This is a genomic window from Streptomyces crystallinus, from assembly GCF_039521265.1.
Lineage (GTDB): Bacteria > Actinomycetota > Actinomycetes > Streptomycetales > Streptomycetaceae > Streptomyces > Streptomyces crystallinus.
This window is the reverse complement of sequence record NZ_BAAACA010000003.1, coordinates 1-15,498: the sequence shown is the minus strand read 5'-3', so window position 1 is coordinate 15,498 and position 15,498 is coordinate 1. Positions and strand designations below refer to the sequence as shown.

General features: G+C 73.2%; 13 protein-coding genes. 11 read left to right on the top strand and 2 right to left on the bottom strand.

What is annotated here, in order from left to right; all coding sequences use genetic code 11:
- Positions 1 to 72 precede the first annotated feature (72 nt).
- From ABD236_RS01610 to ABD236_RS01570, 9 genes are all read left to right on the top strand, one after another.
- Positions 73 to 1,530 carry an MFS transporter gene (locus ABD236_RS01610; RefSeq protein ID WP_344068966.1) on the top strand — a complete coding sequence of 486 codons (1,458 nt, stop codon included), beginning with the start codon at positions 73 to 75 and terminating at the stop codon, positions 1,528 to 1,530.
- A gap of 549 nt (positions 1,531 to 2,079) precedes the next feature.
- Positions 2,080 to 2,493, top strand: a complete 414-nt coding sequence (locus ABD236_RS01605) for a DUF3151 domain-containing protein (RefSeq protein ID WP_344068964.1) — start codon at positions 2,080 to 2,082, stop codon at positions 2,491 to 2,493.
- Between the two features lie 300 nt (positions 2,494 to 2,793).
- Positions 2,794 to 3,618: a DUF3152 domain-containing protein gene (locus ABD236_RS01600; RefSeq protein WP_344068962.1), complete on the top strand. Its 825-nt coding sequence runs from the start codon at positions 2,794 to 2,796 to the stop codon at positions 3,616 to 3,618.
- Positions 3,619 to 3,720: 102 nt separating this feature from the next.
- The gene (locus tag ABD236_RS01595) at positions 3,721 to 4,581 is read left to right on the top strand and encodes a tryptophan 2,3-dioxygenase family protein (RefSeq protein ID WP_344068960.1); all 861 of its coding nucleotides are present in this window, start codon (positions 3,721 to 3,723) and stop codon (positions 4,579 to 4,581) included.
- Positions 4,574 to 5,764 (top strand): kynureninase, encoded by a 1,191-nt coding sequence (kynU, locus tag ABD236_RS01590; RefSeq protein WP_344068958.1) that lies wholly within the window; start codon positions 4,574 to 4,576, stop codon positions 5,762 to 5,764. The genes ABD236_RS01595 and kynU overlap by 8 nt, the downstream gene beginning before the upstream one ends.
- 419 nt (positions 5,765 to 6,183) lie before the next feature.
- Positions 6,184 to 7,050: an alpha/beta hydrolase gene (locus ABD236_RS01585; RefSeq protein ID WP_344068956.1), complete on the top strand. Its 867-nt coding sequence runs from the start codon at positions 6,184 to 6,186 to the stop codon at positions 7,048 to 7,050.
- Positions 7,051 to 7,137: 87 nt separating this feature from the next.
- Complete coding sequence (locus ABD236_RS01580; RefSeq protein ID WP_344068954.1) at positions 7,138 to 8,490, top strand: histidine kinase; 1,353 nt, start codon at positions 7,138 to 7,140, stop codon at positions 8,488 to 8,490.
- Between the two features lie 41 nt (positions 8,491 to 8,531).
- Positions 8,532 to 9,170 (top strand): response regulator, encoded by a 639-nt coding sequence (locus ABD236_RS01575; protein ID WP_425543801.1) that lies wholly within the window; start codon positions 8,532 to 8,534, stop codon positions 9,168 to 9,170.
- 402 nt (positions 9,171 to 9,572) lie between these two features.
- Positions 9,573 to 10,793, top strand: a complete 1,221-nt coding sequence (locus tag ABD236_RS01570; RefSeq protein WP_344068950.1) for a cytochrome P450 — start codon at positions 9,573 to 9,575, stop codon at positions 10,791 to 10,793.
- Positions 10,794 to 10,974: 181 nt separating this feature from the next.
- On the opposite strand, the gene ABD236_RS01565 is transcribed toward ABD236_RS01570, so the two are convergent.
- Positions 10,975 to 11,808 (bottom strand): diacylglycerol kinase, encoded by an 834-nt coding sequence (locus ABD236_RS01565; RefSeq protein ID WP_344068947.1) that lies wholly within the window; start codon positions 11,806 to 11,808, stop codon positions 10,975 to 10,977.
- Between the two features lie 144 nt (positions 11,809 to 11,952).
- Between ABD236_RS01565 and ABD236_RS01560 the strand changes: the two genes are divergently transcribed.
- Positions 11,953 to 13,239: an adenylosuccinate synthase gene (locus ABD236_RS01560; protein WP_344068944.1), complete on the top strand. Its 1,287-nt coding sequence runs from the start codon at positions 11,953 to 11,955 to the stop codon at positions 13,237 to 13,239.
- Positions 13,240 to 13,321: 82 nt separating this feature from the next.
- On the opposite strand, the gene ABD236_RS01555 is transcribed toward ABD236_RS01560, so the two are convergent.
- Positions 13,322 to 15,184 (bottom strand): serine/threonine-protein kinase, encoded by a 1,863-nt coding sequence (locus tag ABD236_RS01555; protein WP_344068941.1) that lies wholly within the window; start codon positions 15,182 to 15,184, stop codon positions 13,322 to 13,324.
- A gap of 6 nt (positions 15,185 to 15,190) precedes the next feature.
- Between ABD236_RS01555 and ABD236_RS01550 the strand changes: the two genes are divergently transcribed.
- A partial coding sequence (locus ABD236_RS01550) for a hypothetical protein (protein WP_344068938.1) occupies positions 15,191 to 15,498 on the top strand: 308 nt, incomplete at its 3' end.

The window sequence follows — 15,498 nt, the reverse complement described above, 5'->3', positions numbered from 1 at the left end:
CTCCCCCGTCCGGGCCCGGCCTCCCCCTCATGGGGGGTGCCGGGTCCGTCGCGTTCGGCGAGAGTGGAGTGCATGAGCGTACGGATGGGCACGGCCAAGGGGCGGTGGGTGCTGTTCACGACCGTGCTCGGGTCCGGCATGGCGATGCTCGACTCGACCGTGGTCAATGTGGCCCTGCCGCGCATCGGGGCGGACCTCGACGCGGACATGGCGGTGCTCCAGTGGACCGTCAACGCGTACATGCTGACGCTGGCCGGGCTGATCCTGCTGGGCGGAGCGCTGGGCGACCGGTACGGACGCCGCAAGGTGTTCGTCGTCGGCGTCGTCTGGTTCGCCGCCGGCTCCCTGCTGTGCGGCCTCGCGCCCGACGCGGGCGTCCTGATCGCCGCCCGCGCCCTTCAGGGCATGGGCGGCGCGCTGCTCACCCCCGGCTCGCTCGCCCTCATCCAGGCGAGCTTCCACCCCGACGACCGGGCGGCGGCCGTGGGCGTCTGGTCCGGCCTCGGCGGCGTCGGGGCGGCCGTCGGCCCGTTCCTGGGCGGCTGGCTGGTGGACGGCCCCGGCTGGCGCTGGGTCTTCCTGCTGAACGTGCCGCTGGCCGCGCTGTGCGTGCCGGTGGCGCTGCGGCACGTACCGGAGTCCAAGGACGCGCGCGTGCACACGGCCCGGTTCGATGTGACCGGGGCGGTGCTGGGGGCGCTGGCGCTCGCGCTGGTGACGTACGCGCTGATCGAGGCCCCGGGCCGGGGTGCGTCGCCGCTGGTCCTGGTCGTGGCGGCCGCGGGCGTGGCCTTCGGCGTCGCCTTCATACGCCTCGAACGGCGCCTGGCCGACCCCATGCTGCCGCCCGAGGTCTTCGCCTCGCGCCAGTTCACGGCGGTGAACCTGGTGACGGTGTGCGTGTACGCGGCGTTCGGCGGCTTCTTCTTCCTGGCGGCGCTCCAGCTCCAGGTGGTGGCGGGGTACTCGGCGCTGGGCGCGGGCGCGGCCCTGCTCCCCACCACGGTCCTGATGCTGCTGCTGTCGGCCCGCTCGGGCGCGCTGGGCGAGCGGATCGGCCCGCGCCTGCCGCTGACCGTGGGGCCGCTGCTGTGCGCAGGCGGGATGCTGCTGATGCTGCGGGTGGGGGTGGACGCGTCGTACCTACGGGATGTGCTCCCCGCGGTCGTCGTCCTCGGCCTCGGCATGGTCACCCTGGTCGCGCCGCTCACCGCGACGGTGCTGGGGTCGGTGGACGCGGGGCGGGCGGGGCTGGCGTCCGGCATCAACAACGCGGCGGCGCGGGCGGCGGGTCTGATCGCGGTGGCGGCGCTGCCGCTGGTGGCGGGCATGTCCCCGACGGCCTACCGCTCCGCGACGGAGTTCGGCTCCACCTTCCGGCGGGCGATGCCGGTGTGTGCGGGGGTGCTGGTGGTGGGTGCCGTGCTGGCGTATGCGACGGTCCGTCGGCCTCGGGTGGGGTGCCATGCGGAGTGCCGCGTGTCGTGCGGGGTGGCGGGCCCGCCACTGGAACGCGACCGCGACGCCTGAGCGCCGGTTTTGGCCCGGTCTTTGTCTGCGGGTGGGTGGTGGGTTGCTCGCGCAGTTCCCCGCGCCCCTTTTTGGCCCGGTGTTCGTCTGCGGGTGTGTGGGTGGCTGGTCGCGCAGTTCCCCGCGCCCCTAAACCCGCCTTCGTCTGCGGGCCGGTGGCCGCTTCTCGCGCAGTTCCCCGCGCCCCTGGGTAGTCCGGCTCGCCCGGCGATGCCCCGCGCCCCTAAACCTGCCTTCGTCTGCGGGCCGGTGGCCGCTTCTCGCGCAGTTCCCCGCGCCCCTGAAAGCCTGTGGCTGAGCTGGGTTCTCCGGCTGCGACCGACCCCCTAGGGGCGCGGGGAACTGCGCGACCAGCCCACCACGACCCGCAGACGAACGAGGTTTTTGGGCACGCAGCCGCAGACGAAGTCCCGGCCAGGACAGGGGCGCGGGGGGGGGGCGTAGCCCTTGGCGGTCTGCCCTCGCCCCCACCCACCCCCGGAGGGTTAAGGGAACGGGCGGGGTGGGGGGAAAAACGCCGTTGTCGGTCGGACGCGGCAGACTGGGGGCATGTCCATTCACGAGAACCTGCTCGGCGGCCCCGCCCCGACGCACCTGCCCGACGACCCCGAGCCCCGAGAGCTGCTCGCGCAGGGCACCGCCCCCGCCGACGTCGCCGCCAAGTACCCCACGTCCTCCCTCGCCTGGGCCCAGCTCGCGGACGACGCGTTCGACGCGGGCCGCACCGTGGAGTCGTACGCGTACGCCCGCACCGGCTACCACCGCGGCCTCGACTCGCTGCGCCGCGCCGGCTGGAAGGGCCACGGCCCGGTGCCGTGGGAGCACGAGCCCAACCGCGGCTTCCTGCGCGCCCTGCACGCCCTGGCCCGCGCCGCCCAAGCCATCGGCGAGGAAGCCGAGTTCGAGCGCTGCACCACGTTCCTGCGGGACTCCTCGCCGCTCGCCGCCGACACGCTGGGCTGACCTGCGGTGCGGACTCGTACCGTCCGGACACTTTCGTACGGACGGTACGATCGCACGCACGATCGACACCGTCGGCACCACCGACACCGTCGGCACCAACCACACCATCGAATACCGGACAACTGCACAAGCTGGCGCACGAGGCCCCACACCTCCCCCCAACTCCAGCCGTGACAAGGGGAGAAGTCTGTCTTGGGCAAGCGAGCAGCCCGCAACGGAGCCCGTCGTGGCCGTGGCCACACCCGAACCCGTAGCCGTGGCAGACGCTCGGCCCGGCGCCACCCGCGCGCCCTCCTGCTCATGGGCGGCCTCCTCGGCCTCGCCCTGATCTGCGGCGCCGCCCTCGCCGAGTGGCACGGCGGCGGCGACACCCCCGAACCCGGGTACGCCGCGGAGACCCCCCTCGGCTCCCGTGAACCCCTGCCGACCGGGCCGCCCCCGTCCAGCTCTTCCAAGGACCAGAAGAAGGGCGAGAAGGAGGACGGCTCCGACGGCAAGGACGGAAGAGGCGGAAAGGACGGAAAGGGCGGCAAGGACGGAAAGAAGAAGGACGTTCCCGCCAACGGGCCCGGCACCTTCACCCCCGCCCGCGCCTCCGGCGCCCCCGTCGGCACCGGCGGCCCCCTGCGCCGCTACAAGGTCCTCGTCGAGGACGGCGTCGACGTCTCGCCCGACCAGGCCGCCAACGAGATCCAGGCGATACTCGCCCACCCCCGCAGCTGGGCCGCGCACGGCCGTGGCCGGTTCCAGCTGGTCTCCGACAGCGACCGCGCCGACGTCACCATAAAGATCGCCACCCCGGCCACCACCGACAAGCTGTGCGCGGTCAACGGCGACACCCACGGCGAGCTGAACTGCGAAGTCGCGGGCGGTGTCGTGGTCAACCTCAAGCGCTGGGTGCAGGGCTCGCCGCAGTACGACGGGCCGCCCGCCGAGTACCGGCACCTGATCATCAACCACGAGATCGGCCACATGATCGGCTTCCACCAACACATGGCCTGCCCGGGTGCGGGCAAGCCCGCGCCGGTGATGCAACAGCAGATCAAGGGCCTGAACGGCTGCAAGTCCAACGCCTGGCCGTACACCGAGGGCGGCAGCCTCGTGGAGGGGCCTTCCGTGCCCTGACGTGGGTGGAGGAGGCGTGCTTATGATGCGGGTGGGGACCGGGGCTCCGATGCCGATGAAGGAAGGGGCGGACCGCTACCCGGACACATCGAGGAGACAGCGATGTCATCAAAGATGTCCGAACCGGTGGAAACCGCCGGAGCGACCGACGCGGCCGACGCCCCCAACCTGGACTTCGCGGGCACCACGCCGTACGAGGACTACGTCCAGGCGGATGTGCTCACCCACCTCCAGCAGCTGCGCTCGGACGACCCCGGCGAGATGGTCTTCCTGGTCACCACCCAGGTCATGGAGCTGTGGTTCACGGTGATCGTGCACGAGTGGGAGACCGCCACGCGCGCGTTGCGCGAGGACCGGGTGCAGGTGGCCGTGGACGCGCTCAAGCGCTCCGTACGCGAGCTGGAGGCGCTCAACGCGTCCTGGACGCCGCTGGCGCAGCTCACCCCCGCGCAGTTCAACTCCTACCGCTCGGCCCTCGGCGAGGGCTCCGGCTTCCAGTCCGCGATGTACCGGCGGATGGAGTTCCTGCTGGGCGAGAAGTCGGCGTCCATGCTGGTGCCGCACCGGGGCGCGCCGCGGGTGTACGCCGAGCTGGAGAAGGCGCTCCAGGAGCCGAGCCTGTACGACGAGGTGCTCGCCCTGCTCGCGCGCCGCGGGCACGCCGTCCCCGCCGCTGTCCTCGACCGCGACCTCTCCCAGCGGTACGAGCCGTCGCCCGAGGTCGAGGCCGTCTGGGCGGATCTCTACGCCGGGGACCAGAACGGGGAACTCGTACGCCTGGGTGAGGCGTTGACCGATGTGGGCGAGCTCGTGTGGCGCTGGCGCAACGACCACCTGGTGGCGACGAGGAGAGCGATGGGCGCGAAGACCGGCACGGGCGGCTCGGCGGGCGTGGCCTGGCTGGAGAAGCGCGCCGCGAAGAACGTGTTCCCCGAGCTGTGGACGGCGCGCAGCCATGTCTGAGGCGCTGGCCGGGAAGGCCGCGGCGCTGGACGCCGCAGACGAACTCGCCAAGCACCGCGAGCTGTTCGCCCTCGACGACGGCACGGTCTACCTCGACGGGAACTCGCTGGGCGCGCTGCCCAAGCACGTCCCGGCGCGGATGCAGGAGGTCATCACCCGCGAGTGGGGCGAGCTGCGCATCCGCTCCTGGGACGAGAGCGGCTGGTGGACGGCGCCGGAGCGGATCGGCGACCGCATCGCCCCGCTGGTCGGCGCGGCCCCCGGCCGAATCGTGGTGGGCGACTCCACCAGTGTGAACATCTTCAAGGCCCTGGTGGCGGCGGTCCGTCTGGCGCCCTCCGACCGGGACGAGATCCTGGTGGACGAGTCCACGTTCCCGACCGACGGTTACGTGGCGTCGTCCGCGGCGCGGATGACGGGCCGGTCGATACGGGCGGTCGCGCCCGGCGAGATGGCGTCCGCGCTGGGCCCGCGCACGGCGGCGGTCCTGGTCAACCACGTCGACTACCGCACCGGCAGGCTGCACGACCTGCCCGGCATCACCGCGGCCGCGCACGCGGCGGGCGCGCTCACCGTCTGGGACCTGTGCCACAGCGCGGGCGCGCTGCCGGTGGGGCTCGACGCGCACGGGGTGGACTTCGCGGTGGGCTGCACCTACAAGTACCTGAACGGCGGCCCGGGTTCGCCCGCGTACCTGTACGTCCGGGGCGACCACCAGTCCTCCTTCGACTCCCCCCTGCCCGGGTGGAACTCGCACGAGGACCCCTTCGGGATGCGTGCGGAGTACGTGCCGGGGCAGGGCGCGACACGGGGCCGGGTGGGCACGCCGGACATCCTGTCCATGCTGGCCCTGGAGTCGGCGCTGGACGTCTGGACGGGGGTCTCCATCGAGGCCGTCCGCGCGAAGTCGCTGGCGCTGACGGACTTCTTCCTGGAGTGCGTCTTCGCGTACGTGCCGTCGGGGCGGGTCGTCTCCGTGACGCCGGCCGGGCACGCGGAGCGGGGGAGTCAGGTCGGGTTGCGGTGTGAGGGCGCCGATGCGGTGATGCGGTCGCTGATCGGGGCGGGGGTCGTGGGGGACTATCGGCGCCCGGATGTGTTGCGGTTCGGCTTCACGCCGCTGTATGTGGGCTTCGGGGATGCGGAGCGGGCGGCGCGGGCGCTGTCGTCGGCCCTGGGTTAGCCCCCCACCCCGCCCCTTCCCCAAACCCTCCGGGGGTGGGTGGGGGCGGGCCCCCGGGCCCCTGCTCACGGGGCCTGCGGCCCCGAGAACCCCGTTGTCGTCTGCGACCCGGTGACCGGCTGGTCGCGCAGTTCCCCGCGCCCCTGAACCCGCCTTCGTCCGCAGGCCGTGCTGGGTTGCCCGCGCAGTTCCCCGCGCCCCCTAGGTAGTCGGCCGCAGTTGGCGAACCCAGCTCAGGCACCTGGCTTTCAGGGGCGCGGGGAACTGCGCGACCAGCCACGCACGGTCCGCAGCCGAAAGACAGCCGGGCGCAGCCCGGGACCGCGTCCGGAGCCGCGTCCGCAGGGCGACACCGCCGCCGGAGACGCGAGCGTGCCCCGCCCCGCTGATAGCGTCCCGCCAACAAAGAGAGGTGACGTATGCACGACCCCACCGCCAGGGACGCCGCCGAGGCTGCCGCGGCCTTCGCGCACCCCCACGTCACCCCGGACAGCACCGCCCCGTACGGCCCCCACCCCGACCAGGTCATCGACTTCTACGCCCCCAGGACACAGGACCGCGGCCCCCTCGTCGTCGCCCTGCACGGCGGCGCCTGGCGCGAGCGGTACGACCGGGGGCACCTCACCCCGTTCGTGGACTTCCTCGCCCGCCGCGGCTTCGCCGTCGCCAGCGTCGAGTACCGGCGCGGCGGCCTGCTGCCCAGACAGGGCGGCGGCAGCCCGCCCGCCGGGCGCTGGCCGGACACGTTCGACGACGTGGCCGCCGCCCTCGACGCGCTCCCGGCCCTCGCCCGCACCCACCTGCCCACCGCCGACCTGCGCCGTACCGTCCTCACCGGCCACTCCGCCGGCGGCCACCTCGCGCTGTGGGCCGCGGCCCGCCACGTACTCCCGCCCGAGTCCCCGTGGCACACCCCCGCCCCCCTGCCCCTGCGCGGTGTCGTCGCCCTCGCGCCCATCGCCGACTTCGCCACGGCGCTGGCGCTGGACGTGTGCGACGGGGCCGTGCTCCAGCTTCTCGGCGGCGAGGGGAACCACGAGGCGCGCGCCGCGGCCGCCGACCCCGCGGCCCTCCTGCCCACCGGCATCGCCACCACCCTCGTCCAGGGCCGGGACGACATCGTCGTGCCGCCGGCCGTGGCCGAGGCGTACGCGGACGCCGCCGCCGAGGCCGGCGAGCCCGTCGGGCTCACCCTGCTCGAAGGCGTCGGCCACTTCCCCCTGATCGACCCGGCCGCCGACGCCTGCGCGGTCGTGGCCGAGGAGATCGCCCAGCTGGCCTACTGAACAGGAGCCGTAGTACCTGAGAGGGACCCTCGCGGATCCGTACCGCAGGGGACGCCCCGCCCACCCGCCCCCGCCTACCGTGGGCATGTGACCGACACCCTCAGCCCCCCGCCGGGCAGCACGCCGGGCAGCGGCGCGCGCAGTCCCGAGTACCTGCTCGCCATGGGCGTCTTCGGCGGGCTCCGCCAGGATCTGTTCCGGGACGCCTTCGCCTACCGGCCGCTGCCGCCGATGCGCACGGACGGCCCGCTCACCCGCCATCTGCCCGACCGGCTGCGCCGCTACGCCGCCTGGAGCCCGCACGCGGCCGTGCTCTTCGTCGCCTTCTGCGCCGCGATGATCACGTACACCGACAGATCCCAGGGCTCGGGCCCGGGGCTGGTCATCTGGGCCGGGTCGGGCCTGCTCACCGGTCTGCCGGTCGCCCTGACCCTGATACGGCCGGTCGGCGCCTGGTGGGCGGTGTGCGCGGCCACGGTGGCCTTGGGCGTCCTCAGCCCGGGCGGCGGCTTCTCCAGCTGGCCGTGGGCGCCGGGCGCGTTCCTCGCGCAGCTCGCCGTGATGGTCGTGGTGGCGCTGCGCACCCGGCCCCGGACGGCCGCCTGGATGTGGGTGCTCACGCTGCTGCTCGGCTTCGTGATGCAGTTCCCCGGCAGCCACTACGGGAACTCCGACGACGGCCCGATGGCCGTGACCTCCGCGATCCTCCTCCTGATCGCGGTCGTCGTGAACGTACGGCGGGACGCCGAGCGGAAGATCACCGTCGAGCAGTCGGTCACCGCCGTGGAACGCGACAAGCGGACCGTCCTGGAGGAGCGCACCACCATCGCGCGCGAGCTGCACGACGTGGTCGCACACCATATGTCGGTGGTCGCGATCCAGGCGGAGGCGGCGCCGTACCGCGTGGAGGACCCGCCCGAGGAGCTGACGGCGGCGTTCGCCACGATCCGCGAGAACGCGGTGGCCGCGCTGACCGAGCTGCGCCGGGTGCTCGGTGTCGTACGCGCGGAGGACTACGAGGCGCCGGACGCGCCCCAGCCCACCCTCGCCGACCTCGACCGGCTGCTGGCGAACGTACGCGACGCGGGGCTCGACGTGACCAAGGCGGTCACCGGCGCGGCGCGCGAACTCCCGCAGGGCGTCGAGCTGTCGGCGTACCGCATCATCCAGGAGGCGCTCAGCAACGCGCTGCGGCACGCGCCGGGCGCGGCCGCGCGGGTGGAGGTCGGCTACGTCCTCGGCGGGGTCGGCCTGCGGGTCGTCAACGGCCCGCCGACGGGCGCGGTGCCGGTGTCGCCCGGCAGCGGCCACGGGATCACCGGGATGCGGGAGCGGGTGGCGATGCTGGGCGGCGAGATGACGGCGGGCGAGACGGCGGACGGCGGGTACGAGGTCGCGGTCTTCATCCCGGTGGCGGCGGACACGGAGGCGCGGGCGTGAACACCGCTTCCGATATCCGCGTCCTGATCGTCGACGACCAGATGATGGTCCGGGAGGGCTTCTCCGTCCTGCTCAACGCCCAGCAGGACATCGAGGTGGTCGGCGAGGCGGTCGACGGCCGCGAGGCGGTGGCCAAGGTGCGCGAACTGCGTCCGGACGTGGTCCTGATGGACATCCGGATGCCGGAGATGAACGGGATCGAGGCGACGCGGGAGATCGTGGCGGCGGACGCGGGGGCGCGGGTGCTGGTCCTGACGACGTTCGACCTGGACGAGTACGTGTACCAGGCGCTGCGGGCGGGGGCCTCGGGGTTCCTGTTGAAGGACGCGTCCGCGCGTCAACTCGCCGAGGGGGTACGGGTGGTGGCGTCCGGCGACGCCCTCCTCGCGCCTTCCGTGACGCGCCGACTGATCACCGAGTTCGCGCGGGCGGCGCCGGTGCGGCGGGGGCCGGCGGGGCCGGTGGGGGCGGTGCAGGTGGAGGAGCTGACGGACCGCGAGACGGAGGTCCTGGTCCTGATCGCGCAGGGCCTGTCCAACGCGGAGATCGCGGACCGGTTGGTGGTGGCGGAGTCGACGATCAAGACGCATGTGAGCCGGGTGCTGGTGAAGCTGGGGTTGCGGGACCGGACTCAGGCGGCGGTGTACGCGTACGAGTCCCGCCTGGTGACCCCGTCATAGGCCCCCACCCCGCCCCTTCCCTAAACCCTCCGGGGGTGGGTGGGGGCTGAGCCCCCCGGCCCCTGAGCGGGGCTGCGCCCCTGCACCCCCTGACCGCTGCGCGCTCGTCTGCCGCCCGGTGGCCTCTTCTCGCGCAGTTCCCCGCGCCCCTTAGGTAGTACGCCCGCAGCCGGAGTACTCAGCTCAGCCACCGGCTTTTAGGGGCGCGGGGAACTGCGCGAGCAAGCGGCCACGGCCTGCGGACGAAAGGGGTTTAGGGGCGCGGGGAACTGCGCGAGTAACCGGCCACGGTCCGCAGACGAAAGAGGGGTTAGGGGCGCGGGGAACTGCGCGGGCAACCCACCACTCGTCCGCAGACGAAGGCCGGGCACAAACAGGGGTGCGGTGGGGAAAGGTCACCCCATGGACACCATCGCCCATTTCCGCCCCACCGACCCCCACTTCGTCGCCGACCCCTACCCCGCCTACACCCACCTGCGACAAACCCCTCGCCCCCACCTCCACACCCCCACCAACCAGTGGCTGATCCCCCATCACAGAGACGTCTCCGCCCTCCTCCGAGACCGCCGCCTGGGCCGTAGCTACCTCCACCGGTTCAGCCACGAGGAGTTCGGCCGCACACCCCCACCCCCCTCCCACGAGCCCTTCCACACCCTCAACGACCAGGGCATCCTCGATCTGGAAGGCCCGGACCACACCCGTATCCGGCGGCTCGTGGCCAAGGCGTTCACGCCCGGGCGCGTCGAGGAGGTCGCGCCCGTCGTCGAGCGCATCGCCCGCCGCCTCGTGGACGACTTCGTCGCGGCCGGCGGCGGGGACCTGCTCAGCGAGGTGGCTGAGCCCCTCCCCGTAGCCGTGATCGCGGAGATGCTCGGCATCCCCGAGGCCGACCGGCACCTCCTGCGGCCCTGGTCGGCCGACATCTGCGGGATGTACGAGCTCAACCCGGACGAGGACACCGCTGCCCGCGCCGTCCGCGCCTCCGTCGAGTTCTCCGCGTATCTGAAGGAGCTGATCCGGCACCGCCGCCGCACCCCCGCCCCCGACCTCGTCTCCGCCCTCATCGCCGTCCACGACACCGACGGCACCACCCTCACCGAGCAGGAGATGATCTCCACCTGCGTGTTGCTGCTCAACGCGGGCCACGAGGCCACCGTCAACACCACGGCCAACGGCTGGTGGATCCTCTTCCGCCACCCCGAGCAGCTCGCCCTGCTCCGCGCCGAGCCCGCGCTCCTGCCCGGCGCCGTCGAGGAACTGCTGCGCTACGACACCCCGTTGCAGCTCTTCGAGCGCTGGGTGCTCGACGACATCGAGGTGGGCGGCACCGTCATCCCGCGCGGGTCCGAGGTCGCGCTGCTCTTCGGCTCCGCCAACCGCGACCCCGCCGCTTTCGAGGACCCGGACACCTTCGACGTACGCCGTCCGCCCGCCACCAACCGCCACGTCAGCTTCGGCGCGGGCATCCACTACTGCCTCGGCGCCCCGCTCGCCCGTCTTGAACTGGTCACCTCGTTCGGCCTGTTGCTGCGCCGGGCCCCGCGCCTGCGGCTGGTCACCGAGCCGCGCTGGAAGCCGGGCTATGTGATCCGGGGCCTCACCGCCCTCCAGGTGGAGGTCTAGGGCCGTCCGACGGCGCCGAACGGAAAAGCCAGGCGCGTCGCCTAAGCGCCAGACCGACCGTCCCCGCGCCCCTCAGGTAGTACGCCCGTAGCCGGAAACCCAGCTCAGCCACAGGCCTCCAGGGGCGCGGGGAACTGCGCGAGCAACCCACCACTCAGCCGCAGACGAAGGCCGGGCCACATCAGGCGCGCGGGGTGGGGGAGGGCAAGGTCAGGCACCACGATCCCGTCGTCCACGTCCGGGTCCACACCGGCCCGGCCACCACAGACCCCACCCGGTACCGAAACCCCGCACCGCAGACACCCCCCGACCCACCCCCCGACCCACCCGCGGACACCGTCACCACGGAAGCCCGCGCCCGGACCACCACCCCGGACCCCCCTTCCACCACCACCTGCGCCGCCCCGCCCGCCATCGCGAGGGACACGCCCGCGACCGGGCGGTCGAGGTCGGACAGGAGCACCCCGTCCGCCTCCACCCGCAGCCGGTGGGCGAGCGCCGCCGCCACCGGGGACGGCGCCCCCACCAGCGTGCGGACCAGTGAGCGGCACGTCCCCCACACCGTGGGAGCGAGCGGTCGCGCCGGGGCCGGGATGCACAGATCCCCCAGCACCACGCCCCCGCTGTCGTCGACCAGCAGGTCCAGCCGTCGGGGCGAGCCCTCCAGAACCGCCCGGGCCGCCGCCACCGCGCCCAGCGGCACCCCCAGTGACCTGGCGAGTTCCAGCGAAGGGGCGGTCCCCACGGGCACCATCGACAGCGCCGAGGGGGCGAGGCCGCCCTCCCTCTGGAGCAAGGTCACAGTACGTAGCAGCGTGCGGTCGTCACCGACCACCACGGGCCGCCGCCCGCCCCGCCGGGCCAGGGCGCGGGAGAACTCCTCCACCCCCTCCGGCCAGCATATTTTCGCCTGTGCACCCGCACACAGCACATCTTTCGCGATCCGTACGGACTCGCCGTCGATACGGCGGGCGACCGGGTCGATGACCACCAGTAGCTGGTCGGCAGCCGACACTTCGGTCCTTCCTCGGGTAGCATCTTTGTGCAAGAGCCCCTTGCGCTATTGCGCCAGGGGCTTCGTCTATTCCGGGGCACATTGGTGAGGCGGCGGACACGCCCCTGACCTTGGACATGCCCCGCCCGGAAGGGGTGTACGCCTGTGCCCGCACTTGTGCTGCTCGGTGCTCAGTGGGGTGACGAGGGCAAGGGAAAGGCCACCGACCTCCTCGGTGGATCCGTTGACTATGTGGTGCGCTACCAGGGCGGCAACAACGCCGGCCACACGGTCGTCGTAGGCGACCAGAAGTACGCGCTGCATCTTCTCCCTTCCGGAATCCTCTCGCCGGGGTGCACCCCGGTGATCGGCAACGGAGTCGTCGTCGACCCGGCGGTCCTGCTCTCCGAGCTGAGCGGGCTGAACGAGCGCGGCGTCGACACGTCCAAGCTGCTCATCAGCGGTAACGCTCACCTGATCACCCCGTACAACGTCACCCTCGACAAGGTGACGGAACGGTTCCTCGGCTCCCGCAAGATCGGCACCACCGGTCGCGGCATCGGCCCGACCTACGCGGACAAGATCAACCGTGTGGGCATCCGCGTCCAGGACCTGTACGACGAGTCGATCCTCCAGCAGAAGGTCGAGGCGGCGCTGGAGTCGAAGAACCAGCTGCTCGCCAAGGTCTTCAACCGCCGCGCGATCGAGGCGGAGAAGATCGTCGAGGAGATGCTCCAGTACGCGGAGCAGATCAAGCCGTTCGTCGCGGACACCACGCTGATCCTCAACAACGCGATCGACGACGGCAAGGTCGTCCTCTTCGAGGGCGGCCAGGGCACGCTCCTCGACGTCGACCACGGCACGTACCCCTTCGTGACCTCGTCGAACCCGACCGCCGGCGGCGCCTGCACGGGCGCGGGCGTGGGCCCGACGAAGATCAACCGGGTCATCGGCATCCTCAAGGCGTACACGACCCGCGTCGGCGCCGGCCCGTTCCCGACCGAGCTCTTCGACCAGGACGGCGAGGACCTGCGCCGGATCGGCGGCGAGCGCGGTGTCACCACCGGCCGCGACCGCCGCTGCGGCTGGTTCGACGCGGTGATCGCCCGTTACGCGACCCGCGTCAACGGCCTCACCGACTTCTTCCTCACCAAGCTGGACGTCCTGACCGGCTGGGAGCAGATCCCCGTCTGCGTGGCGTACGAGATCGACGGCAAGCGCGTCGAGGAGCTCCCGTACTCCCAGACCGACTTCCACCACGCGAAGCCGATCTACGAGATGCTGCCGGGCTGGTCCGAGGACATCACCAAGGCGCAGACCTTCTCCGACCTGCCGAAGAACGCGCAGGCGTACGTGAAGGCGCTGGAGGAGATGTCGGGCGCGCCGATCTCCGCGATCGGTGTGGGCCCCGGCCGGACCGAGACGATCGAGATCAACTCGTTCCTGTCGTAACCGACGGGTGGGGTGCGGGGCCGCCGGTGCGTATGTGCTGGTGGCCCCGTCGTCTTTCCCCTCATCGGACCCCCTGGCCCCGTCACCCCTTCTTCTCGAAGGCCCAGTACGCCTTCACCCCGCCCGAGGGCTCCAGCCACAGGGTGCTGCCCTGGAGCCGGTACGTGTGCGGAGGGCGGCCGGCGCAGTCGCTGTGCTCGGGCTGCGGCCGCATCGGGGCGAAGTCGAGCCGCTCCCCGTCGCGCACCCGGAACAGCACGGCCGTCCAGGCGCAGGTGCGCCCGCCCGCCGTCTTCTCGACCCGGGACAGCGGTTGGCCGAGGGCGCCCTGGGTGAAGGTGACGGACACGTCGGCGGCGTCCGGCGTACTGCGCGCGGCCGTCCACCGGCCGAGGAAGGCGGCGGGCACGACCGCGTCGCTGTGCTCGACCCGTCTCAGCTGCGCCGTGTACTGGCTTCCGGCCGACCAGAGCACCGTCCCGTCCGGCTCGGCTTCCAGGGTCTGCTCCTCGATGGTCCGGCAGCTGTAGGGCACGGGGCTGCCGTCCGGCCCGACCGCGTGCTCCAGCGTGGAGAGGCCCGTGACCTTCAGCCTCGGGCCGTGCCGTTCGGCGACGCTCGTCGTCCCGCCGCACATCCGGCTGTCGTCGAGCGTGTCGACCGTGACCTTGCCCTCGGGCCGGTCCCCGGCGACCGCGACACGGATCGCCGAGCCCGAGCTCGAGCCCTCCCAGACGCCGGTGAAGTCGAAGGTGTCCGGGCCGAGGGACGGCGAGGCTCCACCGCCTCCGGTTTTCCCGAGGGCGTCCAGGACCAGGGGGCGCAGGACGAACCAGCCCAGGGCGAGGAGGACGAGGGCGAGGGCGGCGGCGGCGACGGCGCGGCCCCGGCCGACGCGCCTCTGCCCGCCCCCGCGCGGGCGGGCGGCGGCGGCCGGCGCCCGGCGGGGCGCGGCATCGTAGGACGGCGGCGGAGGGTCGGGCGGGCCGACCGGGACCAGTGGGGGCGCGGGTGGCCGGTAGCCCGGGCGGGTCGTCGGCGTCACATCGGCGTCGAGCAGCCGTGAGCTGTGCAGGGCCAGCTGGGCCAGCAGCTCGGGCGGCAGCCAGCCGTGCGCCGGGACCTCGCCCGCCGTCGCCCCGGCCACCTCCTCGGGCGTCGGCCGCCGTGCCGGGTCCTTGTCGAGACAGGCGCGTACGAGCGGCAGCAGGGCTTCCGGGACGCCCGCCAGGTCCGGCTCCTCGTGCGCGACGCGGAACATCAGGGCGGCCGCGTGGTGGTCCGCGCCCGTGCCGAAGGGCGCCCGGCCGGTCGCCGCGAACGCCAGCACCGCGCCCAGGCAGAACACGTCTCCGGGCGCCGACACCCGCTCGCCCCGCACCTGTTCGGGAGACATGAAGCCGGGCGAGCCGATCACCGCGCCGGTGCCGGTGAGGGCGGAGGCCTCGGTCAGCACCTCCAGGGCGCGCGAGATCCCGAAGTCGATGACGCGCGGGCCGTCCACGGCGAGCAGGATGTTGGACGGCTTCAGATCGCGGTGGACGAGCCCGGCCCCGTGGACGGCCTCCAGCGCCAGCGCCAGCCGGTTGGCGAGGACGAGCAGCGCGCGCTCGGGCAGCGGCCCGAAGTCGTGGTCCACGACGGTCTGGAGGCTGGGGCCCGCCACGTACGCCGTGGCCACCCAGGGGATCTCGGCCTCGACGTCCGCGTCGAGCACATGCGCGGTCCACTCACCGCCCACCCGCCGCGCCGCCGCCACCTCGCGCGCGAACCGCCGCCGGAACTCCGGCACATCGGCGAAGTGCGCCTGGACGAGCTTCACCGCGACCGTGCGCCCGCCCGCCGACCGGGCCAGATAGACCCGCCCCATCCCCCCGGCCCCTAGTCTGCCGAGCAGCCGGAACGGACCGATGTGGGTCGGATCCCCCGCCACCAGGTCATCCATGAGGGGATGTTGGCACAGCGGGGGCGGGCCGGACAGGCGATCGTGCCTACCGGCGCCGACCGGGCGGGCGCAGGCCGTATCGCCGCCGCCCCGCTGATCGTTCTGCCCGGTGTGATCACCCGTCAGCTGCTCCTCTGCCTCGGCGCGAGCGTGGCGCTGAGCCCGCTCGGCGCGCAGGTGTACGTGGCCACCGGGCAGTGCCCGCTCGGCCCCGTCGCGCCGAGGGCCGCCGCGCCCGTGGCCGCGTCGCCGGCGGTGCGGGCCCGGCCGCACCGCGAACGCCCCGGCCCCGGGGACCTCGCGCCCCCGGCCCG